Genomic DNA, 23,451 nt, shown 5'->3' on the forward strand with positions numbered 1-23,451 from the left:
CGGAGGCCACCCAGTTTCAGTACGTCGCGACCACCAATCAGCTCGGTCGCCAACAATGTCCTGCCGCACCGCGAACCACCATCAGCTACGAAAGCAGTGAACACGCCGGTCTCTTGCCGACTGTCGGCGCGCGCCGGGCTTCAGGGGCCGTGGGGCGAGACCTCCGAAGGGGGCGATCGCGGTCCTGCCTGGAGCACGGGATCGCGCGGAAGATGTTCTATGCGATCCGCAAGAGAGCGTTGTCAGGGGGGCAGGCTGCAGCCCAGCCTGGGATGCGAGGTAGTGAATGAAGCTGCGGACGCCGGGGCCTTCGTGGGCTGCCGCCGCCGAATCCCTACCGCTCTCACAGCGACCTCCACCGCCCCGCCGGCACGGACAGGCGCAGCGGCGCCGGCGGGGTGGTGGGCGCTCAGGCCGCCGCTTCGCGTGCCTGCTCGAGGGTCTCCGCCAGGGTCGTCGTCGGCCGACCGATGAGCTCGCGCAGCGTCGAGGTGGCGTCGGCCAGCTCGCCGTCACGGATGTTGCCGTCGAGCGTCACGACGAAGCCAACGGTGCCCTCGTCGAGGCCCGCGCCGGTCAGGATGCTGCCGTGTTCCTCCGGGGTCACAGAGCGGTAGACGACGTCGCGGCTCAGCAGGTCGCTGGCGACCTCGGCCAGCTCGGGGAACGTCCACGCGGTGTCACCGCTCAGCTCGTAGACGGCGCCCTCGTGGCCCGGGGTGACGAGCACGGTGGCGGTGGCTTCGGCGTAGTCGGCCCGTGCGGCGCTCGCGACGCGACCGTCGCCAGCGCTTCCCACGATCTCACCGGTCGCCGCCGCCGTCTCGAGCGTGCCGAGGTAGTTCTCGTTGTACCAGTTGTTCCGCAGCACGGTGACCGTCAGACCGGAGTCGGCGAGAAGCCGCTCGGTCTCGGCGTGCTCCGGAGCGAGCACGAGCGTGCTTTCTGTCGCCTTCGCCGCGCTCGTGTAGACCAGTCGGCCGACGCCCACGCGGGTGGCCGCCTCAATCGCGTTGCGGTGCTGCGGCACGCGCTGGCCGACCTCGGAGCTGGAGACCAGCAGCAGGACGTCGGCGCCGCGGAAGGCGTCGTCGAGGGTCTCCGGTCGCTCGAAGTCGATGACCCGGGTCTCGACACCCAGCGCGCGGAGTGCGGCGAGACGGTCGGCGTTTCGCCCCAGGGCGCGGATGTCGGAGGCGGGGACGCCGCGCTGCAGAAGCGAGTCGATGACGAGCTTGCCGAGGTGGCCGGTGGCTCCGGTGATGACGATGGTCATGGTGGGTTCCTTTCGGTTGTCACTGGCGGCAACTCGCCATTCCACGTGAAACTTCCCGACGGAAGGTACCCACTTTCTGGTAAGTTACTTACATGGACACCGGTTTTCAGTCGCTGAACGGGTACGGCTTCACCGATGGGGTGCTGCCGTCGGCGTGTCCCAGCCGGATCGTGCTCAACCACGTGACGAGCACCTGGGGTGTGTTGATCCTCGTCGCGCTGTCGCAGAGCGACCTGCGCTGGGGCGAACTACGCCGGACCGTTCAGGGCATCAGCGAGAAGATGCTCGCGCAGACCCTCCGCACGCTCGAGAAAGACGGCTTCGTCCTGCGCACGGCCCAGCCCACCATCCCGCCCCGCGTCGACTACAGCCTCACCGAGCGGGGCCGGGACGTCACCGGCCACCTGCTACCGCTGATGTCGTGGATCACGGACAACGCCGACGACATCCTGAGCACCCAACCGGCGGCGTTGCCTGCCGTTTGAAGCGAGGGAATTCAGCTGACCCCGTCAGTCGATGCACGCACGTCTTCCGGGGTCGCAGCGCCGACGGAAGGCGCTGCGCCCACACGGGAACACGCGCCCGTGAAGGTCGGCCGACCATAGATGCCCCTCGACTTCAAAAACGATCGTGATGTTCCTCTATCAGCAGCACCCAAGATGTCAGTTGAAGATCGCCCACTCGGCCCGGTCGAGGATCATCGGCTGGCCCTGCGCGATGACCTGCCAGGTGTTCTCGTCGCGGCCGGCGTACTCGACCACGAGGGTCGTGTACGTCCAGTCGCCGGCGACGCGGTTCCAGCGGACGAGCGAGATCATCTGCCCACTTCGCAGATACGGGACAGGCGCCAATTCGTCGGCGTGTGGTTCGTGCTCTACTGCTGCATGGATGGCCACGATGTTTGCCTCCCGAGGTTGTCGACACGCCCCGGACGCCAGTGCGCTGGAAGCGCCGAGTCCGAACAGTGTCCCTCGCGATGGCTAGCTTGGCAAGACTTAAGGCGGCTGATCTTTCAGGTTCCCTCGGGTCAAAATGAAACTCGCGCGCGGTGGGGGTGGGTCCCCAGCCACCCCGTGCGCCGCGCGGGATCTGATCATCGCGCGCGAGCGTCGCGGGCTGTCAGGACTCAGGCTCCGCGGCGGCCCGATCAGTCCGAGAACGGAGCTTCACAATGGCCGCGGCCCAGCCGCATCCGGGTCGGCTGCCGCTCCAGCCCCCGGCTTGACCGGCGCCGCGTCCGACTGCACCGTACTGGTATCAGCCGGGTCCTTCTGGCGCCGGCTGGCGAACAGGAATGGGATGCCGATCAGCTCGACTGCTCCGCCGATGACGAGCGACGTGCCGTAACCCCAGAGGTCGGCCGCGCGCCCGAGCGCAGGCTGGATGAAGACCCCGCCGAGGCTGCCGAACAGCGAATCGAATGACAGGACGGTCGCACGCTGCTTCGACGGGATCATGTCGTTCAGGTAGGCCTGACGAACCGGCCCGGCCACCGCGAACACGAAACCCCAGATCACCAGGAAGGCGACCGCGAGCCAGAAGAGGCTGGTCACCCCCAGCGCCACGAGAATCAGGATGCTCGCCAGTGATGCCCCGATCACTGTCGTGGTGCGCTTCGCGAACAGCCTCCGGATGCGCGGGGCGAGCACACCGCCCGCGACCTGCGCCAACGACAGGATGGCTGCGGCGAGCCCGGCGATCGAGTACGCGGTCTTGTCTCCGTAGAGCTCCAGCAGATATGGCTGCAGGGCGTAGAAGGCGTAGATGCCGACGCCGGAGGCGAACGGCGCCGACAGGATCACCCAGCGCACCGACCGTTTGCGCAGCCCGTGATCGATCGATTGCTTCAGCACGTTCCTGGTCGCCGCGACCGGCCCCATCGAGTGGTCGGGCGTGAAGCCGAGGTCTTTCATCACGATGGCGGCGAACACCAGCATGACGATCAGCACCCCGGCTCTCAGCAGGAACGGCACGCCCAGATTGGTCGCCTGAGCGATGATCCCGCCGAGAACCGATCCGGCGAACATCGAGATCCCCGTGACGACCAGGCCGCGCCCGAACACGGCCTCCAGACTCCCGGAATACTTTGCGAATGCCAGCGCGTCGACGAGCCAGGCGTCCACCGCGCCGGAGAAGAACGTGAAGCCCAGGCCGAGCAGTGCCGACACGATCGCCCACCAGACGAACGGGGCGTGCCAGAGCCACAGCATCCAGTACAGGCCGGTGGTCACCGACAGGGTGATCGTTCCCAGCAGGTACGACGCCTTCCGTCCGACCGTGTCGGCGACGACGCCCGTCGGGATCTCGAAGATCACCATGCCGGCGGTGAAGAACGCGTTCGCGGCGAATGCCTCGAAGTTCGAGAGCCCTGCGTCGAGCAGGAAGAGCGTGTTGATGCCCCAGATGAACGACGCGGCAAGCGTGTTGCCGAGCATCAAGGTGAGGTAGACGCGCTGCACGCGGCGAGCCGCGGGATTCATGACCCGCGACCGAACGGTTCATTTCGGCTCGTCACCCAGGCATCATGGACCCGATCAGGTGGGCATGGCTACGACCGATGCGGACGCATCGACGGATTGCGCTGATTGGGGATGTTGGAGCCAGCGCCCGTCAGGAAGATCCCCGCCGCCACCACGAGACTTCCGGGTACGGGTAGGGCGAGTCGGGCACAAACCAGACGATCAGCAGCGTCGCGAGGATCGCCGACCCGACGACGCCGAGGGCGATGAAGGTCACCCAGTACGGCCGCAGCGAGACGGCGATGATCACCAGGACGAGTGGGATGCAGCCGACCACGAGGAGCCCACCGAGCATGAACATCCGCGCCACGAAGTTCCACTGAGTGAGGAGGTAGGCGTCGGCCGCCGCCATGAGCGCCAGCATGAGGGCGGCGATCGCAACGAGAATGTTCGCCGCGATGGTGTTTCGCCGGTAGCGGGTCACCGCCTTCGCGACGGTGACGCCGCGCTCCGATACCGACATCCGATCCCCCAGTCGTCGATGAAGGCTACCGCGTGAGTTGGCCTACCAAGATAGACCACCGACAACACCTGCCGATAGCGTGAACACGGAGCGGGGCGTCCGGACCGACGGGAGATGCGGCGGTGGAGAAGCGATGAAGGTCAGCGATACCAGCGACTTGTGGTGGAAGAGCGCCGTCATCTACTGCCTCGATGTCGAGGTTTTCATGGATGGCGACGGCGACGGGATCGGAGATCTCGGCGGTCTCGCGAGCCGGCTCGACTACCTGGCGGAGCTTGGCGTCACGTGCCTGTGGCTGATGCCGTTCTACCCGTCGCCCGACCGGGACGACGGCTACGACATCTCGGACTTTCTGGGTGTGGATCGGCGGCTCGGGGATCTCGGGGATTTTGTGGAAGTGATCCGGATCGCCGAGGATCGCGGGATGCGCGTCATCGTGGACCTCGTCGTCAATCACACCTCCGACAAGCATCCCTGGTTCAAGGCCGCGCGCGCGAGCCGCAACTCGCCGTTCCGGGACTTCTACGTGTGGCGCGATGAACCGCCCGAACGTCAGCCCGAACCGGTCTTCCCCGATCAGGAGACCAGTGACTGGCAATACGACGAGAAGGCCGGTCAGTACTACCAGCACGTGTTCTACCGCCAGCAGCCAGACCTCAACATCACGAACGAGCGGGTGCGCGATGAGATCGCCAAGGTCGTCGGGTTCTGGGTGCAGTTGGGGGTGTCCGGATTCCGGGTGGATGCCGTGCCGTTCCTCCTGGACACGACCGGCATCGTCGACGGCAAGAAGCTCCTGCCGGACCCGCACGCTTACCTTCGCCACCTGCGATCGTTCCTCGACCGGAGATCGGGGCAGGCGATCCTCCTGGGCGAAGTGAACCTCGACCGAAAGCAGCAGAACACCTTCTTCGGCGGCAGCGAAGGCAACGAACTCACGATGCAGTTCGACTTCATCAGCATGCAGAAGCTGTACCTGTCGCTGGCCCGCGGCGACGCACGCCCCCTGGAGAAAGCGCTCCTGAGCCGCCCCAAGGGCTCGCCGGACATCCAATGGGCGAACTTCGTGCGCAATCACGACGAACTCACCCTCGACAAGCTCACCGAGAAGGAACGCGCCGAAGTGTTCGCCGCCTTCGGTCCAGAAAAACGGATGCAGGTCTACGACCGCGGCCTGGTGCGCAGACTTCCCCCCATGCTCCAGGGCGATCCACGCAGAATCCGCATGGTTTACAGCCTGATGTTCTCCCTCCCGGGGACACCCGTGCTCTTCTACGGAGAAGAAATCGGGATGGGCGAAAATCTCGACGTCGGCGGCCGGATGTCCGTTCGCACCCCGATGCAATGGAACGCCGACCGGAATGGCGGCTTCTCGACCGCACCGACCGCGAAGCTTCGCAACGCCGTTACGCCGGGCGGATTCGGGCCTGAGCACGTCAACGTCGCCCAACAGCGACGGGATCCGGACTCGCTGCTCGCTTTTGTGCGCACCCTCATTCGCCACTACCGCAACGGAAGCGAGTTCGGTTGGGGCGCGTTCGACGTTCTGGAGCAGCCCGACAAGGCGGTCTTGGCGCACACCCTCACGATGGGTGACCGAGTGATCATCGCAGTGCACAATTTTGCGTCCGAACCGCGGGAGGTGCAGCTCCCACTGCCCGTCGCCCACGAGGACCGCAGACTCACCGACGTGTTCACCGACGCACACGTACCCCTCGAGGGCAACACGCTCACCGTGTCGCTCGACGGTTACGGGTACCGCTGGTTGCGACTCACCGCACGGGACGACACCGGCCTGTACTAGTCGTGCCGGTGGATGAGTCCCCGCCGAGCTTGACAACGGTGTCGAGAGACGTGGGCTCCTAGCGCGACCGAGAATTCATTGCGGACAGCGTATGAACCGTGGTAGCTTCTCGCCTACGACAACGTTGTCATACCCGAAGGGCGTCCTATCGTGAAAAGGCAAAGGGGCCACTGGCCGACCTGGCTCGCGTCCGGCATCATCGCTACGGCGCTCATCGCCAACCAAATGGCCCCCGCCGCGGCCGCGAGTTCGGACGCTGGCCCAGCTCCCGAGGCGAGCCAGCTGTACCGGCCGCAGGTCCACTACACCCCCGCCACGAACTGGATGAACGATCCGAATGGGATGGTGTACTACAAGGGCGTCTACCACCTCTTCTACCAGTTCAACCCGTCTGGAAACACGTGGGGGAACATGAGCTGGGGACATGCCACGAGCACCGACCTCGTGCACTGGACCGAGCAACCGCTTGCGATCCCCAATGACTCCGTCGAGGACATCTTCTCGGGCAGTGTGGTGGCGGATACCGACAACACCTCCGGTTTCGGCACGCCCGGCAACCCGCCGCTCGTTGCCATCTTCACCAGCGCATACAAGTCCGGACCCGACAACGGCCTTCAGGCGCAGTCCCTGGCGTACAGCCTTGATCAGGGTCAGACCTGGACGAAATACTCCGGGAATCCCGTTCTGAACCGGAACTCCGGCAACTTCCGCGATCCGAAGGTCTTCTGGTACTCCGGACCATCGGGGTCGTATTGGGTGATGACCGCGGTCGAGGCGACGCAGCACCAAGTGGTGCTCTACAAGAGCGCTGACCTCAGGTCGTGGACCCATCTCAGTGATTTCGGTCCCGCGAACGCGACCGGGGGCGTGTGGGAGACTCCAGACCTCTTCCCGCTCAACCTCGACGGGGACCCCGGCAAGGCCGAATGGGTCCTCACCGTGGGAATCAACCCCGGCGCTGTGGCCGGGGGCTCCGGCGAGCAATACTTCGTGGGCGATTTCGACGGCACCACCTTCACCTCGCACGACACGGTTGACGACTCCGCGTTGCCCGACGGTTCGACGTTCGCAGGTTTCAACGGATCCAACTTCGACGGTTGGACATCGACCGGTACCGCTTTCGGCTCGGGTCCGGCCTCAGGCGCCGTTGACGGCCAGCAAGCGGTGACAGGGTTCAACGGGAGTGGGTTCGCCAACAGCTTCCACGGCCAGGACGCAACGACCGGAACCTTGTCCTCGCCCACGTTCACCATCGGCAACGACTACATCAACTTCCTCGTCGGCGGCGGCAACCACCCGCATGTCGACGGCGTGCAACCCGGGAACGATGCCCCAGCCGGGAGCGAACTGCTCTTCAACGGGTTCGAATACCCGGACGGCCAATCGATCACGGACCACGGGTGGACGCTCACAGGAGACTTCACCCCTTCGCTCAACCCCAGCACGGGAGGCGGCACGGGATACCTCGGCCAGAAGGAGCTGAACTCTTTCCTCGGCGGCCCTAACGGCGACGCGAACCAGGGGACGATGACATCGCCGTCGTTCACCATCGACAAGCGCTACCTGAGCATGCTGCTCAGCGGAGGCAACCGGACCCCCGACACGGGACAGACTCTCGGCGTGGAGCTGCTCGTCGGCGGAACGGTCGTCGAGTCGGCGGCAGGCAAGAACGACGGCGACCTCAACTGGCAGAGCTGGGACCTCAGCGCCTACCAGGGACAGCAAGCCCAGCTTCGCGTGAACGACCAGGCGACAGGAGGCTGGGGGTCGATCGCCGTGGACAACGTCGTTCTGGCTGATACCCCGGCACAGCCGCACGGCAGCACGGAGACCGCCGTCGACCTCATCGTCAACGGCCAGGTCGTTCGTACCGCGACGGGATCCAACGCCGAGAACCTCGACTGGGCGTCCTGGAACGTGAGCGACCTGATCGGGCAGCAGGCCACGATCGAACTCGTGGACGACAACACCACAGGTTGGGGGCACGTGAACGCGGACCAGTTCATGTTCTCTGACAGTGCGAAACTGCCCCGTTTGCAAAGCTACAACTGGGTCGACTGGGGCCGCGATTTCTACGCGGCGAACAGCTTCAACAGCGTTGCGTCCGGCGAGCGGGTGATGATCGGCTGGATGAACAACTGGGACTACGGCAACGACATCCCGACGACACCATGGCGAAGCGCCATGTCCCTCCCGCGAGACGTCCAGCTGAAGACCGTCGGCGGCCAGCCGAGGCTCGTCCTGACCCCCGTTCAACAGCTCGACGCGCTCGGTCTGAGCAGCCAGGTGTACACGGCTGCACCTTCCGGAGTGCCAGAAGGCACGACGCCGCTCCCGTCGGCAGCGAATGCCGACGTGGCGAGGATCGACGCCACGATTTCGCAGGGCACGGCTACGCAGTTCGGACTCGTTGTGCGACGTTCGAGCGACGGCTCCGAGGGAACCCCCGTCGTCTACGACACGACGACAGGAAAGCTTGCCGTCGACCGGCGGTCGTCCGGCAACGTCGGGTTCAATCCTGCGTTCCCGTCGGTGGATGCCGCTCCCGTCTCGCTCGTGAACGGACGAATTCATCTGCAGATCTATCTGGACAAGTCCTCAGTCGAAGTGTTCGCGCAAGGCGGCATCCGCGCGATCACCGACCAGGTCTTCCCCAGCGACTCGAGCAGCGGAATCGCCCTCTATGCGGCAGGTGGAACCGCCCAGCTCGACAGCGCGACGGTCACCCCGTTGCAGGATGCGATGTGGGGCGGCAGCCAGAGCATCGCCTTCGCTGCCATCCCCGATCGCACCCTCGGCGATGCGGACTTCCCCGTGAGCGCCATTGCGTCCTCCGGCCTGCCGGTGTCGTTGACCGCAAGCGGCGCTTGCACTGTCAGCGGCAGCCTCGTACACCTGACCGGCGCCGGCACCTGCTCGGTGACCGCGGCGCAGACCGGCGACCGCGACTACGCCGCCGCCAGCTCGGTCACCCAGACGTTCTCCGTCGCGCCCGGCACGGCGACCCTCTCGGCACCGGCGGTCTCCGCACCGTGGGGGACCGCGGCCACACTGGCGGTCCGGGTGACGTCCGCGGTGGCAGCCGTCAGTGGCCAGGTCCAGCTCACCGAAGGGAGCACCGATCGAGGAACCGCGGCCGTGACCAACGGGCAGGCGACATTCACCCTCCCCGTCGGTCTGTCCGCCGGAACCCACGCGTTGACCGCCACCTACCTCGGCAACAGCAACCTGGCCCCGGCGAGCACCTCGGTCACCGTCACCGTCCTGCTCCCGGCCACCTGGAACAAGGCGACCGCGTATGCCGCGGGTGCGACGGTCAGCTACAACGGCCTGGTGTACACCGCAGCATGGGCGACGAAAGCCGAGGTGCCCGGCAGCAACGTCTACGGGGCATGGCAACAGCTCGCAATGACCGAAGCCGGAAAACCCGTGTGGACCGCCTCCCGGATCTTCCAAGCCGGCGATCAGGCCGTCTACCAGGGCAAGGTCTTCCAGGCCGCCTGGTCGAGCCGAAATGATACGCCCGGATCCGCGACCGGCCCGTGGCAGGAGATCGCGACAGCACCCGACGGGACCGCCATCTGGACGCCGACCCGCATCTTCAATGCCGGCGACGTCGTCCTGTACAACGGGCAGAAGTACACCGCCCGCTGGAACAGCCGGAATCAGGCGCCCGGCATCGCGAGCGGTCCCTGGGCACCGACCCGGTAAGTCAGCGGACCACGACGGCGGAAGGCTGGCGCTTTCGCGCCGCATTCACGTCGCGGACTTGCGGATCGCCTCGGCAGTTCGTTCAGGATCCCGACCATGCAGCCATTCTTGGAAAGCCGCGATTGTGAGGGCCGCCCCGAATGCTGCAAGCAGACCGGCGATGAAGAGCCCTTCATTTTCCTGATTCACCCGGGCGCGGTTGGTGCCCACTACTTCGTCAGCATTCAGGGTGGCCTGCCCCTGCGGTCCGAGGATCGGAAGTGGCTGACTCCAAGCGGGAAGATCGAGGGCGCTGCCAATGGTGTCCGGCTGATGCGATCCCCAGTCGTAGTTCGTCGAATGCGCCAGGATGAATTGAGATTGAAAGTTCATCGGCGGCTGCGCTGTGATGTGGCTTGCCGTCACTTGGTATTGGAGCTCCGGGAGGTCGACGATCGCGGTAGTGCCATCGCTGAAGACCCCGAGACCCACGTCTTGGACGTCGACTCTCACGTGGAACGTGGCGAACTCATTTCGAAAGTCCGTGGCCAGCTTCGCCGAATACGTCATGCTGTACAGCGGGCTGGTCTTGGTGCCGAGTTGCAAGCACTGGAGCCGCGGGCAGCTGGTCGGCCTCGAGCCGTTCGGTAACTCAACCTGGACGTCTACCTGAGCGCCCTTGGTATGGATCTCTTGGACAGCTGCCGAATCGAGACCCGCTGTGTCGCCGTCGATGTCGATCCGGCTGTGGTGGGCTTCCCTGAGAGGAGTCACGGAGAGCCTCAGATCCTCCAGAGGGAATGGGGTGGTGACACCGAGAATGATCGGCGCGGGCGCAGCGGGCAGAGTAGTGCTCGGGAACAGTCGCACCGCGCCGAAGAAGGCGGCCGCAGCCAATGCCAGCAGGATGAGCGGGACCAGTCGACGTACGCCAACCGTTCTCGATGTGTGTGACATCTCGGTCTCCGTTGTTCCTCGGACGCATCGCCAGCGGACAGCCCGGAGCCAGTTTAGTGATTGAAGCTCACTTCTGGCATTCGAAGTTCGACAGCCACTGACGGACGGTCAGGCTGGTCGCGGCCCCGTCCTTCCACTCGGCGAACAGCGCCAGAAGGGTCCGCGCGCGACCTCATCGTTGTCGGCGACCTCGGAGGCGAAGGAGCCGAGGGCGCAGCCGTAGGCGCCGTGGCGCAGCGCATTGTTCTGCACCAGCGCATCCCGCCAGCGTCTCAGTCCAGCCATCGACGAGACGCGGCCGAGCGCATTCTGCTCGCGCTCGATGACCCGCTCGCCCATGAGCTCGATGACCGCGCGGACGACCTCATCCTTGTTGGCGAAGTGGCGGTACAGCTGCGACTTGCTGACTCCACTGGCCGCGAGGACGTCATCGAGGGTCGTCGCGCCGACGCCGCGGACGTACATCAGGTCAGCCGCAGCCGTCACGATCCGCTCGCGCGTCTATGCGCCGCGCGCAGTCAGGCGCGTGGCGGTCGTCTCGGCGGTCACGGATACCCCCTCGTGGTACGTCTGAGAGGGGCTTGCTTGCTCCGATCGTCCCAGTCGTCACTCGGGTTCGTGGGCCGCCGAGCAGGGCGTCGCCGGGCACCAGCGTCCGCTGGCGGTAGGTGTACGTGCCGTTGGGCTTGCCGTTGAAGACGGTCACGACGTGCTGCGGGACTGCCGCGTCGGCGTCGAGCACCTTGGTGGAGACCAGGGCGTTGTTCTCGTAGAGGCGGTAGACGCTTCCAGGGGTCCCGTTCCGCAGGTTCATGGCGACCGAGTAGTGGCCGTGTCGGAGCCCCTTGTTCCACCCGCTGGAGTTCGTGAGGGTGCCCTGGCTCGGCGGCGCAGTCGCATGGTCCGCCGGGACCACGAGGATCGTCTTCGACGTCTGGGTCGCCACGCCGACATTGTTGACGGCCTTCACGGTCAGGGTGCGCTCGCCGGAGGCGCCGGCGAGCGACACGCTTCCCGTCGCGGGCACCGTCTTGCCGTTGAACGTGACGGTGAGACTGGCCACACCGCTTTCGGGGTCGTCCGCGCTGATCGCGAGATCAAGACCGTCGGCCGCGTTTACGACATCCGCGGGCAGGCCGGACAGCTGTGGGCCTGTGCTGTCGGAGACGAAGTTGTGCAGAGCGTCGTGGACAGCGAAGTACGCGGGCTTGGGGTCGATGTCGTCATCGAACATCAACGGTTTTGCACCGGGCAGCCAGGTGTAGGCGTGCTCGTCGGTGAAGCCCCACGTGTTGATGTCCTTCACGCCGGCCTTGAGCGCTTCAGAGACGATGTCACCGTAGATCTGCGCCTGGCTGACGGGATCGTAGGTGTGCACATCCAGTTCGGTGATGGCAACGTCCAGACCGAGCGCTTTGTACGACTTGACCAGGTTCGTGATCACGCCCGGGTCCGGGCCGACGAAGGTCTCATGCATCTCGAGACCCACGCCGCTGATGGGAACATGCCGGGCGACGAGACCGGAGACGAGGTTGTAGAGCTCCTGCGCCTTGTCCGGGTACGACTCCACGAGCGACTCGTTGATGAACAGCTTGGCGTGCGGGTTGGCCGCATGAGCGATGCGGAAGGCGTCAGCGACGTAGTCCGGGCCGAGGACGTTGTAGAAGAAGTTGTGCTCCAGACCCGTGCCTCCCTCGATGGAGAACGGTTCGGTGACCACGTCCCACCGGTCCACCTTGCCCGCGTAGCGCTGAAGGAGGGCATTGAAGTGGGTGGTCATCGCAGCCTTGAGCTGCCCCGGGTCGGTGATCTGTTCCAGCCACGGCGGGTTGCAGCAGCCGGAGATCAGGCCGTGGCCCTTCATCTTCATGTTGTGCTGTTGTGCGAAGTCCACGAGCTTGTCCAGCCGGGAGAAGTCGAAGACTCCCTGCTGTGGTTCGTTGAACTGCCACTTGAGTTCGTTCTCCGGCGACAGGCTGTTGAACTGGTCGCCCAGCACCTGTGCGAACTTGGGCTCGTCGAGGTAGTCCGGGTTGATGGCACCGGAGCCGATGATGATGCCTTGCTGAGCGGCCTCCTGCCGCAGGGTCGTGGTGGAGTCGGCGGCCGCCGGCTGGGTTGCAACGAGTGGCAACGTCAGCCCGATGGCTACTGTTGCGAGCGCCGAGATGGCGCGAAGCGCTTTCATCGGTTCGTGTCTCACTTTCGTCGTTGATGCATGATGCACGGGTGGGATGCCCGCGGCGGGGGCCGAGGGCGAGATCAAGATGACATGACGACACCCACTCACGCCGATAAGTGCGCAAAAAACCGCCGAACCGGAGGAGCGAGAGGGGCAGTGCCGCCAGCTATGCGGATGCTTCGATGTGCGTGGAGCCGCGCACGATGAGCTGAGACGGCACTTCGATGCGTTCGGCAGGCACGGGCACGCCCCGCGCGGAGTCGGCGATCAGATTGACCGCAGTCGCCGCTGCCTCACGGAGCGGATATTTGAGCGTCGTGAGGGGTGGAGACAGGAGGCGCGAGGTGGGCTCGTCGTCGAAACCGACGACATGTACGTCGGCGGGAATCGCCTTCCCCGCTTGCGCGGCCGCGTAGTAGACGCCAGTAGCCATCGCGTCGTTCGAGGCGAAGATCCCGATGGGCTCGGTGGTCGCTTTCAAGAGGGGCAGGACGGCTTGCGTCGCGTGCCAGTGCGACCAGGGGATCTGAAGGATCTCGACGGGTGCTTCTGGTCTGAAGGTATTAATGGCTTCGACGAAGCCGTCCATTCGCGCACGTCCGAAGCGGTACTGCGGCGTGCCCACGAGACCATAAAAACGCGTCGCGCTCGTCCCAGCCAGATGCTCGCCCGCGTCGAACCCGCCCTGGCGGTCGTCCGTCCCGACGGTCGGGACCGCTTCGCTGGTGTCCGACCGTGGGTCCAGCAAGACGATCGGAATCCGCGAGCGGGCTAGCAAGCGGAGCTCTTCGGATGTCGGTCGGATCTGGCAGATGATGGCGCCGGCGACTCCGCGCGACTGCGTGCGCCGGACCCAGTCGGCGTTCTCGTCATCCCGCTCAGTGGTCAGGAGGATGTCGAACCCCAGCGCCGAGGCCGCCTTCCAGGCGCCGGCGATGACTTGGGCGGTCCACGGGTTGTCGAAGTACAGGAAGGTCAAGTCGATGAGTTTGGGCGGGACGGAGGGGCGCCCTCTGAACTCGCCGTGGCGCTCATATCCGAGCTCGTGTGCAGCAGCGAGGATCTGCGTCCGCGTCTGGATTGTGACGTCGCCCTTGCCTGCCAGCACTCGCGAGACCACGGACGGCGAGTAGCCGGAGACCTGCGCAACATCGACGATCCGGGCGCGGGTCTTTCCCTCGGGGTCTCGCGCCATTGCCTCATGCACCTCCATGCACGCACCAAGAACTAATGAAAACACCTCAGTAGCTTGTCAAGCATCTTCGCAGGTGTTTTTGCGCACAATCTTAGGCGCTGATCCCGGCCGCAGGTAGCGTCTCGTGACTGTCGGCAGAGAAAGAAACGCTCTGCGATCACACTCAACGATGAGAGGCACACATGAACACGAGAAGGGGCATCCGGCGCGGCATCCTAGCGACCGTGGCCGTTGCCGTGACGCTACCGCTGGTGGCGGGATGCACGGCCGGCACTTCCGGAAGCACGTCGGGCAATACGACGCTCACGGTGATGACCGGCGCACAGGACCTGTCCAAGGACCAGCTCGCCGAATTCCAGAAGCAGAACCCGGGCATCACGGTCAAGGTGATCGCCACCGACGCGACCCGCCTGAACACCATGCTGGCCGCCGGAAACCCGCCGGACATCGCCGTCGGCGCGGCCATCGGCAGCGCCAACATCAACGCGCGCGGCCTCGCAACGGATCTGACGCCGTACCTGGCCAAGAGCAAGGTGCTCAAGGAGAGCGACCTGCAGCCGGTCAACAATGGCTTCCGCTGGAACGGCAAGCAGAGCGGTAAGGGCGACATCTACGGCATCGTGAAGGACTGGAGCCAGGACAACACGCTCTGGTACAACACGGCACTGTTCGACCAGGCGCAGGTCCCGTACCTCAGCGCCACCAAGGCGACGACCTACGATCAGCTTCTCGACATCTCCAAGAAGCTGACCTCGTCCGACGGCAAGCAGTACGGCCTCGGGCTCGAGTGGGCGTGGAGCCTGTACGCGCCGATTTCGGCCATGGTGCTTCAGCAGGGCGGACACCTCTTCAACAGCGACCTCACCAAGGTCGACTTCGACTCGGCCGAGGCGAAGCGTGCGCTGCAGTGGTACGTCGACTTCGGTCAGGCGAACGTCGGACCGACCTCCCTCAACCCGCTGGCGGACGGCTCCGACTACTCGACGTTCGCGGCGAACCGGATGGCGATCACGCAGGACGGCTACTGGTTCGGCGGAAACTTCGCCGATCCGAAGGCCATGAAGACGGTGGCGATGGCTCCGGCTCCGGTGATGGGTGACAAGCCCGTGGCGACGACCTACTCGGGACAGGGCTGGTGGATTCCGGCCAAGGCCAAGAACAAGGACGCGGCCTGGAAGCTCATCGAGTACTACATGGCCGGCAAGCCGGCGCAGGACCGTGCCTCCAGCGGCTGGGGCATCCCCGCGCTGAAGTCGCTCATGTCCAAGATGCCGCAGACCCTGCCCTACCAGAAGCAGGCCTACCAGGTCGCCCAGGACGAGCTCGCACACGCTGAGCCGCTGCCCGACTCGCCGTACGTGACCACCGACCTGCTGAACACCACGATCGACAAGTACCTCCAGCAGGCGATCAAGAAGCAGCTGACCGTCGACCAGGCGGCCACCGCGATCACGAACGACATCAACAAGGCCCTCAAGCAGGGCAAGGAACAGATCGGCTAGCTCCAATGACTCGCAAGTGGACCCGATACCCGAAAAGAGCGTTCTACGCCTTCGTCGGCCCGTGGGCTGTCGGTTTTGTTCTTCTGACCGCTGCACCCATGGTGTACGGGTTCCTTGTGAGCCTGACCAACTTCGACGGCAGTTCACCGCTGTGGAGGTGGGTCGGATTTCGGAACTACGTCGAACTGTTCAGTGACGGCGACGCTTGGGCGGCACTTTTGAGGACGGTGTTGTTCACCATCATCATCGTGCCGCTCAGCGTCGCCGGCTCTCTCGGCCTCGCGGTCGTGATCAACCGGAGGCTGCGCGCCGTCGGCCTCTGGCGAACCGTGTTCTTCCTGCCATCGGTCGTACCGGTCGTCGCGATGGCGATCATGTGGAAGCTGGTCTTCAACAAGGACGCAGGAATCGTCAATGCGATCCTCGGGGTCGTCGGCATCCCGCCGGTATCCTGGCTGGTCGATCCGACCGCGTTCTACGCCCTGATCGTCCTGATGCTCTGGGGCGTCGGCGGCGGCATGATCATCATGCTCGCAGCGCTCCAGGGTGTCCCCATCGAGTTGGAAGAAGCTGCCCGGGTGGACGGCGCCAGCCGGTGGACCGTCTTCCGGCACGTCACCGTGCCGATGATCTCGCCGGTGATCTTCTTCGCGGTCATCACGGGGGTGATCGGCTCCCTGCAGATCCTCGTCCAGCCCCTCCTGCTGACGAGCGCCAGCGGCATCGCTGCCGCCGGCACCGTACCCAACAGCAACCGGTTCTACATGGTCCAGGTGTACCAGGAGTTCTTCGTCGACAACCGGTTCGGGTACGGCTCGGCGATGCTGTGGGTCTTCTTCGTCGTCATCCTGGCGCTCACCGTGGTGCTGATGAGGGCGAGCCGGTCCTGGATCTACTACGAAGTCGACGCCGACGCCGAACGTGAGGGAGCTACCCGATGACCGCCACCGCCCAGCGACCTGAAAAGCAGGCGCCCCTGGCAGCCACGCCGCCACGAAGGGTGCGCAAGCGGAGGAAGAAGCCGCAGGTCGGCCTCTACATCCTGGTCCTCGTCCTTTCGGTGTTCTTCGTCGGCCCGTTCGTCTGGTTGCTGCTGGCCGCGCTCAAGTCGCCCGGCGAGTGGACAGCGCTGCCGGTGCAGATCCTCCCGGCCCAGCCGCAGTGGGACAACTTCGTCCATGCGCTGACCGACATGAACTTCCTCGGGTACACGGGCAACTCGCTCACCGTCTCGTTGACGTACTCCGTGCTCGTCACGCTCTCGAGTGCTGCGGTCGGCTTCGGATTCGCCCGCCTCAGGGCCCCCGGCAAGGGAGTGCTGTTCATCATCCTGCTCTCCACGATGATGATCCCGCAGATCCTGACCCTGCTGCCCACCTACGTGATGTTCTCCCAGATCGGGCTGCTGAACACGTACTGGCCATGGGTACTGTGGGGACTCGCTTCTTCTGCCTATCTGGTGTTCCTCTTTCGGCAGTTCTTCGCGGCGATGCCGCGTGAGCTCGAGGATGCGGCGATCATCGACGGCGCCGGCTGGGCCAGGATCTTCTTTCAAATCTTTCTGCCGCTGTCCCGACCAGTGCTCATCACGTCATTCCTGCTGTCGTTCGTGGCGTCCTGGGGCGACTACATCGCCCCGGCGCTCTTCCTCGACCTCGACCACACGACCCTCGCCGTCGCCATTACTGCCTGGTATCGGGATCCGCATGACAATGTCGTCCCGACCGTTCAGGCTGCCGCGGCCGCGCTCTATGTGGTGCCGGTGCTCCTGATCTTCCTCTTTGCTCAGCGCTACTTCATCCGCTCCGCCCTCGGCTCCGGCATCAAAGGCTGACGCGAGCGATCGCATTTCCCACACTCGCTTCACCGAAACACAGTTAGGACAGCGCAATTGAGCACTGACCACGCCCTCCCGTACCGCAACCCGGCTCTCCCGGTCGAGGATCGCGTCAGCGATCTTCTCAGCCGGATGACGACCGTTGAAAAGGCGGCGCAACTCGCCTCACCGTTCGGTGCGGTCGTCGACGTTCACAACCCGCCGGAGACCGGTTGGGGAACCGCCGTCGCTGCGCTGTCCTCCCTGGACGCCCGGCCGCGCGAGGCTGCGAAAGCCGCCAACGAGCTGCAGCGCAAGCACGTCGAAGAAACCCGGCTAGGCATCCCCATTCTCTTGGGTGAGGAGGCTCTGCTCGGCTTCAAGGTCCGGGATGCCGTGGTCTTTCCCGACGCGATCGCACAGGCGGCCACCTGGCAGCCTGAGCTGATCGAGGAGATGGCGTCGACGATCGGTCGGCAGATGACCTCCCTCGGCGTCCGTCAGGCCCTGTCACCGCTGGGCGACACTGCTCGGGATCCCCGCTGGGGTCGCGTAGAGGAAACGTACGGCGAAGACCCTTACCTCGTCGGCGAGATGGCCACGGCGTTCGTCCGCGGCCTACAGGATGCCGACCCCGACAAGCCGGTCATCGCCACGCTGAAACACTTCATCGGATACAGCGCTAGCGAGGGCGGCCGTAACACCGAAGCAGCGCAGCTGGGCGAGCGCGAACTTCGCGAGGTTCACTCGGTGCCGTTCGAGATGGCGATCCGCACCGGCGGCGCGCGCGGCATAATGCCGTCCTACAACACCGTCGACGGCCTCCCTGTGACCGGGTCCGCGGAGCTCTTGCAGGACCTGCTCCGTGGCGAGCTCGGCTTCGACGGCATCGTCATGTCGGACCTCAACGCGATCGCCCAGTTGGCGACGAAGCACGGAGTAGCCGCCGATCAGCGTCACGCGCTCGCTCTGGCGCTTCGGGCAGGGCTCAACCAAGACCTCGACAACCGGGTGTCCACCGCAGAGATCGTCGACGCCGTCACCGACGGTGTGCTGGCCGAAACCGATCTCGACAATGCCGTCTCCACCGTCCTGAGGGCCAAGTTCGCGATCGGCCTGTTCGAGAATCCTTACGTAGACGTCGCTTCGGTCCCAGAGACGTTCGATGGCGACACGGAGCGTGCTCTCGCTCGTCGCATCGCCGAGCGGTCGACGATCTTGCTCAAGAACGACACGATCGGGGAGAAGCCCCTCCTTCCGCTCGACCCCGGAGTGGGTCGCGTCGCCGTCATCGGGCCGAACGCCGATCGCCTGATGGGGCAGCTCGGCAACTACAGCTACCAAGTGCTGGACAGTGTCACCCGCCAGTTCGCACACGCGGCCAACCCGCAGGCGACCGCCGATGAGCTCGCCGAAATCGTCGGCCGCATGGGCCCCGACGACGCGCGCCTGATGGTCAGTTCGGTGCCGATCGTCACATTCCTCGACGGAATCCGACAGCGCGTCAGCCCCGATACTGAGGTCGCCTACGCCCAGGGATGCACCATCGCCGGCGAGGACACCCGGAACATCGACGCCGCGGCCGCCGCGGCCGCGAGTGCGGACGTCGCCATCGTCGTCGTTGGAGACCAGGCCGGTATCAACGGCTTCGGCACCGTCGGAGAAGGGCTCGACAGCACCGATTGCGAACTACCTGGAGTGCAGCGCGAACTGATCGAGGCCGTCCTCGCCACCGGTACGCCCACCGTCGTCGTGCTGAGTCACGGGCGCCCGTTCGTACTCGGCTGGCTGAGTGAGCAGGCCCCAGCGATCGTCAGCTCGTTCTTCGGCGGCGAGGAAGCCGGCAACGCCGTCGCCGGCGTGCTGTTCGGCGATGTGAACCCAGCGGGCCGGCTCCCCATGAGCATGTTGAAGTCGGCCGGGTCAGCGCCGTCACCATACGGGCGAGCGGTACAGGGGCGGGCGTATGTGAATGGCGACGGCGGCTTCGTCTTCCCGTTCGGACATGGCCTGAGCTACACCCGTTTCGAATACCGCGACCTCGTTGTCGACACCGAGGCGACGACCGACGGAACGATTCGCCTTGCGTTCACTGTCGTCAACGTCGGCGATCGCGATGGAGACGAGGTCGTGCAGATCTACGGACACGACGTGGTCGCCCGGACCGCTCGACGCGGCCGCACCCTGCTCGCCTTCCAGCGCATCAGCCTCGCCGCAGGCGCAGGCGCACGAGTCAGCGTCGCGATCCCCGCGAGCATGCTCGCGCTGTGGGACCGGCGAGAGGGCTGGGTGGTCGAACCCGGCGTCATCGAACTGTTCGTGGGCGCCTCCTCCGCGTCCATTCGGCTCAGCGACGAGGTCACTCTGACCGGACAACATCACCTCACGGGCGCTGCTCGTGACCTGTTCAGCCGGGTGACGACCGCGCAGGTGACCGAGGACGAGCTTTCGGCTGTGAGCCCGTCGTTGCTGACCGCCCAATTGGTGAACTGAGCGGAGGTCAGCGGACGCCCCGGATACGCCAGGTCGTGACCGCCGTCCCCGCGGCGAGGATCGCACCGGCGACGAAGAGAGCGGGGTAATTGCTTCCGCCGCCGATTGCGAGGATCAGGGGTGCGATGATCGGCCCGATCACCGCCGGGATGCCGGAGGACAGGTAGTAGATCCCCATGTACTTGCCCGCCCTGTCCTTCTCCGGGAGCACGTCCGTCGCCAGGGCGAGGTCCACCGAAGTGAAGGCGCCTGTCCCGGCAGCGAGAAGGGTCCCGCCGACGACGAAGAGGGTGAAGTCCGGCGCAGCAGCGGTGACGACCAGGCCGGACGCGATGAGCGCGGCGGCGAGATAGATGAAGGGCTTGCGACGGCGAAACCTGTCAGACAGGAATCCGCCCAGAACCGCGAAGCCCATCATCGCGAGCAGGCTGACACCGCCGGCGGCCGCCAGGCTCTGACCGGCCTGCTCGGCGGTGAAGCCGAGTCGTTCGAGCAGGAAGTACAGCTGGTACGTGCTGAAGAAGGTGAATCCGAACTGGAGTAGGAACTTCCCCAGGAAGACGAGGGCGAAGTCGGGGTACCTGCGAGGACTGAAGTAGAAGCTCGTGAACACCGTGGATACCGGCTGCCGGTCCTCGCCGGATGCGGGACGGTCCTTGATGACCAGCACGATGATGAGAGCGCCGAGGGCGAAGACCAGCGGCGGCAGAAGGAACAGCAGAACCAGGTTGCCGGTCAGGAAGCTACCGAAGAGACTGGCGCCGATTCCGGCGATGGAGGCCGCCACCCCTCCAAGTGCACCGACCTTGCCGCGCTGTGCCGACGGGACCTGCTCGGCCAGGATGGGGTTGAATCCCGCGCCGATGGTGGCGACGGCGAACTGGCAGACCGCCCAGCCGACGATCATCGTCGGGATGTTCGGCGCGATGGCCACGATGGCGCCGCCGACAGCGGACAGGACCAGTCCGCCGATGATCCAGGGCCGGCGCCGGCCCCAGCGCAGTCGCGTGCCGTCGCTCAGTGCGCCGGCGATGGGCCCGAAGACAAGACCGAGGATGCTGCCGAGGCCGATGACCAGACCGAGGCTGGTGTCCTTGTCGTGCGGGTCGACGAGCTGGACCTTGTACGCGAGGCTGAACAGGGCCGGCATCAGCATGACGAGGTTCAGGCCGAAGTACGCGAACATGTAGGCCGCGATGAAGCCGGCCTTGACGCGAGGCGGCTCGGGCTGCTGCAGTGCTTCCGCAGGGTGCTGCTCCCCGAGGGCGTAGTCCGCAACCGAAGCAGAAGCATCGGTGAAGGCTTGCGCGGGCGAGATCTCGGGGGGCTGGGGGTTGTTCGACACGGTGGCTCCGTTGGCATCCGGTAGTGCAATGCAGTTTAACTACTCGGCGGCCCGAACGGTGCGGGCTGCCTCCGATCCACAGATCGAGGAGAGTCCCACCCTGCGCTGACCCCTTGCCACCTCGCTGGGGACGGCGGTGCAATGGTGCTCATGAGAAACAACACAGGGCCATTCGGAATGCGGATGCCCGACATCCCGCCGGCTCGACGCGCCCTCCTCGTCGCGGTGATCGCCTGGAGCCTCGCCTGGAAAGGCGCGTCGCTCTGGCGCGCGGCCAGGAATAACAGCAAGCCGTGGTTCGTCGCCCTGCTGCTGACGAACACGCTGGGCGTGCTGGATGCCGTCTACCTCTTCGCCATCGACCGCCGTCGGCCGAGTTCCCGCCTGGTCGAGGAGGCCATCCTCACCGCAACCGGCGAACCGGAGCAGGGCGGACACTGGGACGAACCTCGAGGTCCTGCCGGCCCCTGAACGGCACACGCTTCGCGATTTGCGCTTTACGACGACCCACCTTTGAGGGCTTGCCCGGGATCGCTTGGTTCGGGAGTATCGCTGGATGACATTCCGCGAAGCGCTTGACCGGTGGGGCTTCCGCGCGGCGTATGTCGCCGGCGCCGGCTTCCTGGTCGCACTCGCGGCACTGCTTGTGTTGGCCGGCGCTGCCTGGAGCCCGCTGGTCGTCTCCGTTGCCGTCATCTATCTGGGACCTCTCGGGCTCGCGCTGCTTCTCATCGTCCTGCTGTTCCCGTCCCTTCCCGCACCCATCGCTGTCCTCGCAGCCGTGTCCGTCGCCGTCGCCGTGGCGATCGCCAACGTCGCCATTGTGCGCCGCTGGAGCGCTCTGGCCGACCAGCGAGGTGCGGCGCCCGATGGAGGGGAGCGGTTCTGGCGCTATGATCGGCTCCTGGGTGGGACCTCCTTTGTGGCATCGGGGTGTGTCTTCCTTCTGCTCACTGTCGTCGCCGGTTTCGCCGCGCTGACGGCTCACGGCATCGACGTGCGCGCGGCTGACGCCCTGGCGAATCGGGTGATACTCGTCGCCGCCATCACCTGGTGCCTGGGGTTCGTGCTCGCCATCGCCGGGCTCATTCTCTGGATCATGAGGGCCACGCGAAGGCGAGTGCTTGTGCCATGGGCCGCGTCAGAGTTCGCGGTGATGGTCGGTCTCATCGCCGCCTTCATCGTGGGGGTAGCGGTCTGATGGCGTGAGAGAGTGCTCGCGCCGATCTGTACGTTTCTTCAGCACTGGCGCGTACCCCGGTGCCATAGTGTTGGTTTGCCCTGTTCGGGCTTCGTACTCGGGGGGAAGACATGAGCCGATCTGTGCGCTCTCGGTGGGCACTCATCACGACGGTCGCAGCGTTGGTCACTGGCAGCATTCTCGTGTCGAGTCCGGCACAAGCGGCTACCGCCTCGATCGGTGTGACGGATCCGGTGGTCTATTCGGACACGTGGTCGAGCGGAATCGATGTGACTGGCGGTGGCTTCACCCCTAACTCGACGGTGACCCTCTCGCTCGACTGGGTCGACGACAGCACCGCGACGAAAGTTCATCTTGCTGACACGACCACTCAAGCGGACGCATCAGGCACCGTCTCCGTGGTCGGCTGGATCCCAACGCAAGCGCCCGGGAGCTGGGCCGACTCCACCCTTACCCTGTCTGCAACGAGCGATGCCTTGGACACGTCCAACGCTGTTGCTTTCGATGTGCGCAATCCGCCAGGCATCGAGACAAACGCACCGAGCCTGACGACAGCTCAATTCATGGATCCGGCTTTGGGGCTCTTAGTCGAAGCCAGCGGATTCACACCGGGCGAGGCGGTCACGTTCTCAGCGGTCTACAACGGAGAGAACCTTCCGGCGCCTGCCTCGATCGTGGCGGATAAGTACGGCTCCATATTTTGGCAATATGTGCGCCCCAACAGTGCCGCAGCGGGGTCCGTCGTCCTGGATGCCGCGGGCGCAACGGTGCATTGGCGTGCCACTGTCGCCATTACAGGGGCGACGATCGGAGGTTCACCGGCGCCGGCCGCGTCCGCTGACCCCGAGGCCTCCAAACCCGCGACACCGCGCGCGCTTCCGGTCGTCAGCGGCTAATAATCCCATTGGTGAAACCGCGCGCCATTCTCGCTGTTGTGGCATCGCTCGTTCTTGTCGCTGGAGCCGGCACTCTCGCGCTCGTCCTTCCGGTGACAGCGGGTTCGACGGC

19 protein-coding genes are annotated in these 23,451 nt (G+C 65.4%); 10 read left to right on the forward strand and 9 right to left on the reverse strand.

Features of this window, described 5'->3' with window-relative positions:
- Positions 1-409: 409 nt before the first annotated feature.
- A complete protein-coding gene (locus AB4079_RS13720) occupies positions 410-1,276 on the reverse strand; it encodes an SDR family oxidoreductase (RefSeq protein WP_441787862.1) in 867 nt (288 codons plus the stop codon).
- Positions 1,277-1,368: 92 nt separating this feature from the next.
- Here AB4079_RS13720 and AB4079_RS13725 point away from each other — a divergent pair, with 92 nt between their 5' ends.
- The gene (locus tag AB4079_RS13725) at positions 1,369-1,761 is read left to right on the forward strand and encodes a winged helix-turn-helix transcriptional regulator (protein ID WP_441787863.1); all 393 of its coding nucleotides are present in this window, start codon (positions 1,369-1,371) and stop codon (positions 1,759-1,761) included.
- Between the two features lie 177 nt (positions 1,762-1,938).
- Here AB4079_RS13725 and AB4079_RS13730 read toward each other — a convergent pair whose 3' ends face one another.
- From AB4079_RS13730 to AB4079_RS13740, 3 genes are all read right to left on the reverse strand, one after another.
- Complete coding sequence (locus tag AB4079_RS13730; protein WP_441787864.1) at positions 1,939-2,094, reverse strand: hypothetical protein; 156 nt, start codon at positions 2,092-2,094, stop codon at positions 1,939-1,941.
- 348 nt (positions 2,095-2,442) lie between these two features.
- Positions 2,443-3,756, reverse strand: a complete 1,314-nt coding sequence (locus tag AB4079_RS13735; protein WP_441787865.1) for an MFS transporter — start codon at positions 3,754-3,756, stop codon at positions 2,443-2,445.
- A 130-nt stretch (positions 3,757-3,886) separates the two neighbouring features.
- Positions 3,887-4,258, reverse strand: coding sequence for a hypothetical protein (locus AB4079_RS13740; RefSeq protein ID WP_441787866.1), 372 nt, complete (start codon positions 4,256-4,258; stop codon positions 3,887-3,889).
- A gap of 133 nt (positions 4,259-4,391) precedes the next feature.
- Between AB4079_RS13740 and AB4079_RS13745 the strand changes: the two genes are divergently transcribed.
- Positions 4,392-6,062 (forward strand): alpha-amylase family protein, encoded by a 1,671-nt coding sequence (locus tag AB4079_RS13745; RefSeq protein WP_441787867.1) that lies wholly within the window; start codon positions 4,392-4,394, stop codon positions 6,060-6,062.
- Positions 6,063-6,212: 150 nt separating this feature from the next.
- A complete protein-coding gene (locus AB4079_RS13750) occupies positions 6,213-9,773 on the forward strand; it encodes a GH32 C-terminal domain-containing protein (protein ID WP_441787868.1) in 3,561 nt (1,186 codons plus the stop codon).
- A gap of 45 nt (positions 9,774-9,818) precedes the next feature.
- On the opposite strand, the gene AB4079_RS13755 is transcribed toward AB4079_RS13750, so the two are convergent.
- From AB4079_RS13755 to AB4079_RS13770, 4 genes are all read right to left on the reverse strand, one after another.
- A complete protein-coding gene (locus AB4079_RS13755; protein WP_441787869.1) occupies positions 9,819-10,709 on the reverse strand; it encodes a hypothetical protein in 891 nt (296 codons plus the stop codon).
- Positions 10,710-10,817: 108 nt separating this feature from the next.
- Positions 10,818-11,195: a TetR/AcrR family transcriptional regulator gene (locus AB4079_RS13760; protein ID WP_441787870.1), complete on the reverse strand. Its 378-nt coding sequence runs from the start codon at positions 11,193-11,195 to the stop codon at positions 10,818-10,820.
- A complete protein-coding gene (locus tag AB4079_RS13765; protein WP_441787871.1) occupies positions 11,179-12,897 on the reverse strand; it encodes an endo-1,4-beta-xylanase in 1,719 nt (572 codons plus the stop codon). The genes AB4079_RS13760 and AB4079_RS13765 overlap by 17 nt, the downstream gene beginning before the upstream one ends.
- A 160-nt stretch (positions 12,898-13,057) precedes the next feature.
- The gene (locus tag AB4079_RS13770; RefSeq protein WP_441787872.1) at positions 13,058-14,086 is read right to left on the reverse strand and encodes a LacI family DNA-binding transcriptional regulator; all 1,029 of its coding nucleotides are present in this window, start codon (positions 14,084-14,086) and stop codon (positions 13,058-13,060) included.
- A gap of 182 nt (positions 14,087-14,268) precedes the next feature.
- Here AB4079_RS13770 and AB4079_RS13775 point away from each other — a divergent pair, with 182 nt between their 5' ends.
- The 4 genes from AB4079_RS13775 to AB4079_RS13790 are packed head-to-tail and all read left to right on the forward strand — an operon-like array spanning position 14,269 to position 19,897.
- Positions 14,269-15,588 (forward strand): ABC transporter substrate-binding protein, encoded by a 1,320-nt coding sequence (locus tag AB4079_RS13775; RefSeq protein ID WP_441787873.1) that lies wholly within the window; start codon positions 14,269-14,271, stop codon positions 15,586-15,588.
- A 5-nt stretch (positions 15,589-15,593) separates the two neighbouring features.
- Positions 15,594-16,529, forward strand: a complete 936-nt coding sequence (locus tag AB4079_RS13780; protein ID WP_441787874.1) for a carbohydrate ABC transporter permease — start codon at positions 15,594-15,596, stop codon at positions 16,527-16,529.
- The gene (locus AB4079_RS13785) at positions 16,526-17,422 is read left to right on the forward strand and encodes a carbohydrate ABC transporter permease (RefSeq protein WP_441787875.1); all 897 of its coding nucleotides are present in this window, start codon (positions 16,526-16,528) and stop codon (positions 17,420-17,422) included. Before AB4079_RS13780 ends, AB4079_RS13785 begins: the two co-directional genes overlap by 4 nt.
- A gap of 57 nt (positions 17,423-17,479) precedes the next feature.
- The gene (locus tag AB4079_RS13790) at positions 17,480-19,897 is read left to right on the forward strand and encodes a glycoside hydrolase family 3 N-terminal domain-containing protein (RefSeq protein WP_441787876.1); all 2,418 of its coding nucleotides are present in this window, start codon (positions 17,480-17,482) and stop codon (positions 19,895-19,897) included.
- A 7-nt stretch (positions 19,898-19,904) separates the two neighbouring features.
- On the opposite strand, the gene AB4079_RS13795 is transcribed toward AB4079_RS13790, so the two are convergent.
- Entirely contained in the window at positions 19,905-21,242 is a 1,338-nt protein-coding gene (locus AB4079_RS13795; RefSeq protein ID WP_441787877.1) for an MFS transporter, read from the reverse strand.
- Positions 21,243-21,392: 150 nt separating this feature from the next.
- On the opposite strand from AB4079_RS13795, the gene AB4079_RS13800 reads away from it, so the two are divergent.
- The 3 genes from AB4079_RS13800 (at position 21,393) to AB4079_RS13810 (ending at position 23,339) form a co-directional block, all read left to right on the forward strand.
- Positions 21,393-21,713: a DUF5652 family protein gene (locus AB4079_RS13800; RefSeq protein WP_441787878.1), complete on the forward strand. Its 321-nt coding sequence runs from the start codon at positions 21,393-21,395 to the stop codon at positions 21,711-21,713.
- 85 nt (positions 21,714-21,798) lie between these two features.
- Positions 21,799-22,443, forward strand: coding sequence for a hypothetical protein (locus AB4079_RS13805; protein ID WP_441787879.1), 645 nt, complete (start codon positions 21,799-21,801; stop codon positions 22,441-22,443).
- A 161-nt stretch (positions 22,444-22,604) separates the two neighbouring features.
- A complete protein-coding gene (locus AB4079_RS13810) occupies positions 22,605-23,339 on the forward strand; it encodes a hypothetical protein (protein ID WP_441787880.1) in 735 nt (244 codons plus the stop codon).
- Positions 23,340-23,451 lie beyond the last annotated feature (112 nt).

It is taken from the genome of Leifsonia sp. 2MCAF36 (assembly GCF_052115525.1).
GTDB lineage: Bacteria > Actinomycetota > Actinomycetes > Actinomycetales > Microbacteriaceae > Leifsonia.

What these genes read in the sequence shown, in the direction of transcription:
- AB4079_RS13720 (WP_441787862.1), bottom strand. Translation starts at nt 1,276, where the DNA reads ATGACCATCGTCATCACCGGAGCCACCGGCCACCTCGGCAAGCTCGTC.
- AB4079_RS13725 (WP_441787863.1), top strand. Translation starts at nt 1,369, where the DNA reads ATGGACACCGGTTTTCAGTCGCTGAACGGGTACGGCTTCACCGATGGG.
- AB4079_RS13730 (WP_441787864.1), bottom strand. Translation starts at nt 2,094, where the DNA reads ATGATCTCGCTCGTCCGCTGGAACCGCGTCGCCGGCGACTGGACGTAC.
- AB4079_RS13735 (WP_441787865.1), bottom strand. Translation starts at nt 3,756, where the DNA reads ATGAATCCCGCGGCTCGCCGCGTGCAGCGCGTCTACCTCACCTTGATG.
- AB4079_RS13740 (WP_441787866.1), bottom strand. Translation starts at nt 4,258, where the DNA reads ATGTCGGTATCGGAGCGCGGCGTCACCGTCGCGAAGGCGGTGACCCGC.
- AB4079_RS13745 (WP_441787867.1), top strand. Translation starts at nt 4,392, where the DNA reads ATGAAGGTCAGCGATACCAGCGACTTGTGGTGGAAGAGCGCCGTCATC.
- AB4079_RS13755 (WP_441787869.1), bottom strand. Translation starts at nt 10,709, where the DNA reads ATGTCACACACATCGAGAACGGTTGGCGTACGTCGACTGGTCCCGCTC.
- AB4079_RS13765 (WP_441787871.1), bottom strand. Translation starts at nt 12,897, where the DNA reads ATGAAAGCGCTTCGCGCCATCTCGGCGCTCGCAACAGTAGCCATCGGG.
- AB4079_RS13770 (WP_441787872.1), bottom strand. Translation starts at nt 14,086, where the DNA reads ATGGCGCGAGACCCCGAGGGAAAGACCCGCGCCCGGATCGTCGATGTT.
- AB4079_RS13775 (WP_441787873.1), top strand. Translation starts at nt 14,269, where the DNA reads ATGAACACGAGAAGGGGCATCCGGCGCGGCATCCTAGCGACCGTGGCC.
- AB4079_RS13780 (WP_441787874.1), top strand. Translation starts at nt 15,594, where the DNA reads ATGACTCGCAAGTGGACCCGATACCCGAAAAGAGCGTTCTACGCCTTC.
- AB4079_RS13785 (WP_441787875.1), top strand. Translation starts at nt 16,526, where the DNA reads ATGACCGCCACCGCCCAGCGACCTGAAAAGCAGGCGCCCCTGGCAGCC.
- AB4079_RS13800 (WP_441787878.1), top strand. Translation starts at nt 21,393, where the DNA reads ATGAGAAACAACACAGGGCCATTCGGAATGCGGATGCCCGACATCCCG.
- AB4079_RS13805 (WP_441787879.1), top strand. Translation starts at nt 21,799, where the DNA reads ATGACATTCCGCGAAGCGCTTGACCGGTGGGGCTTCCGCGCGGCGTAT.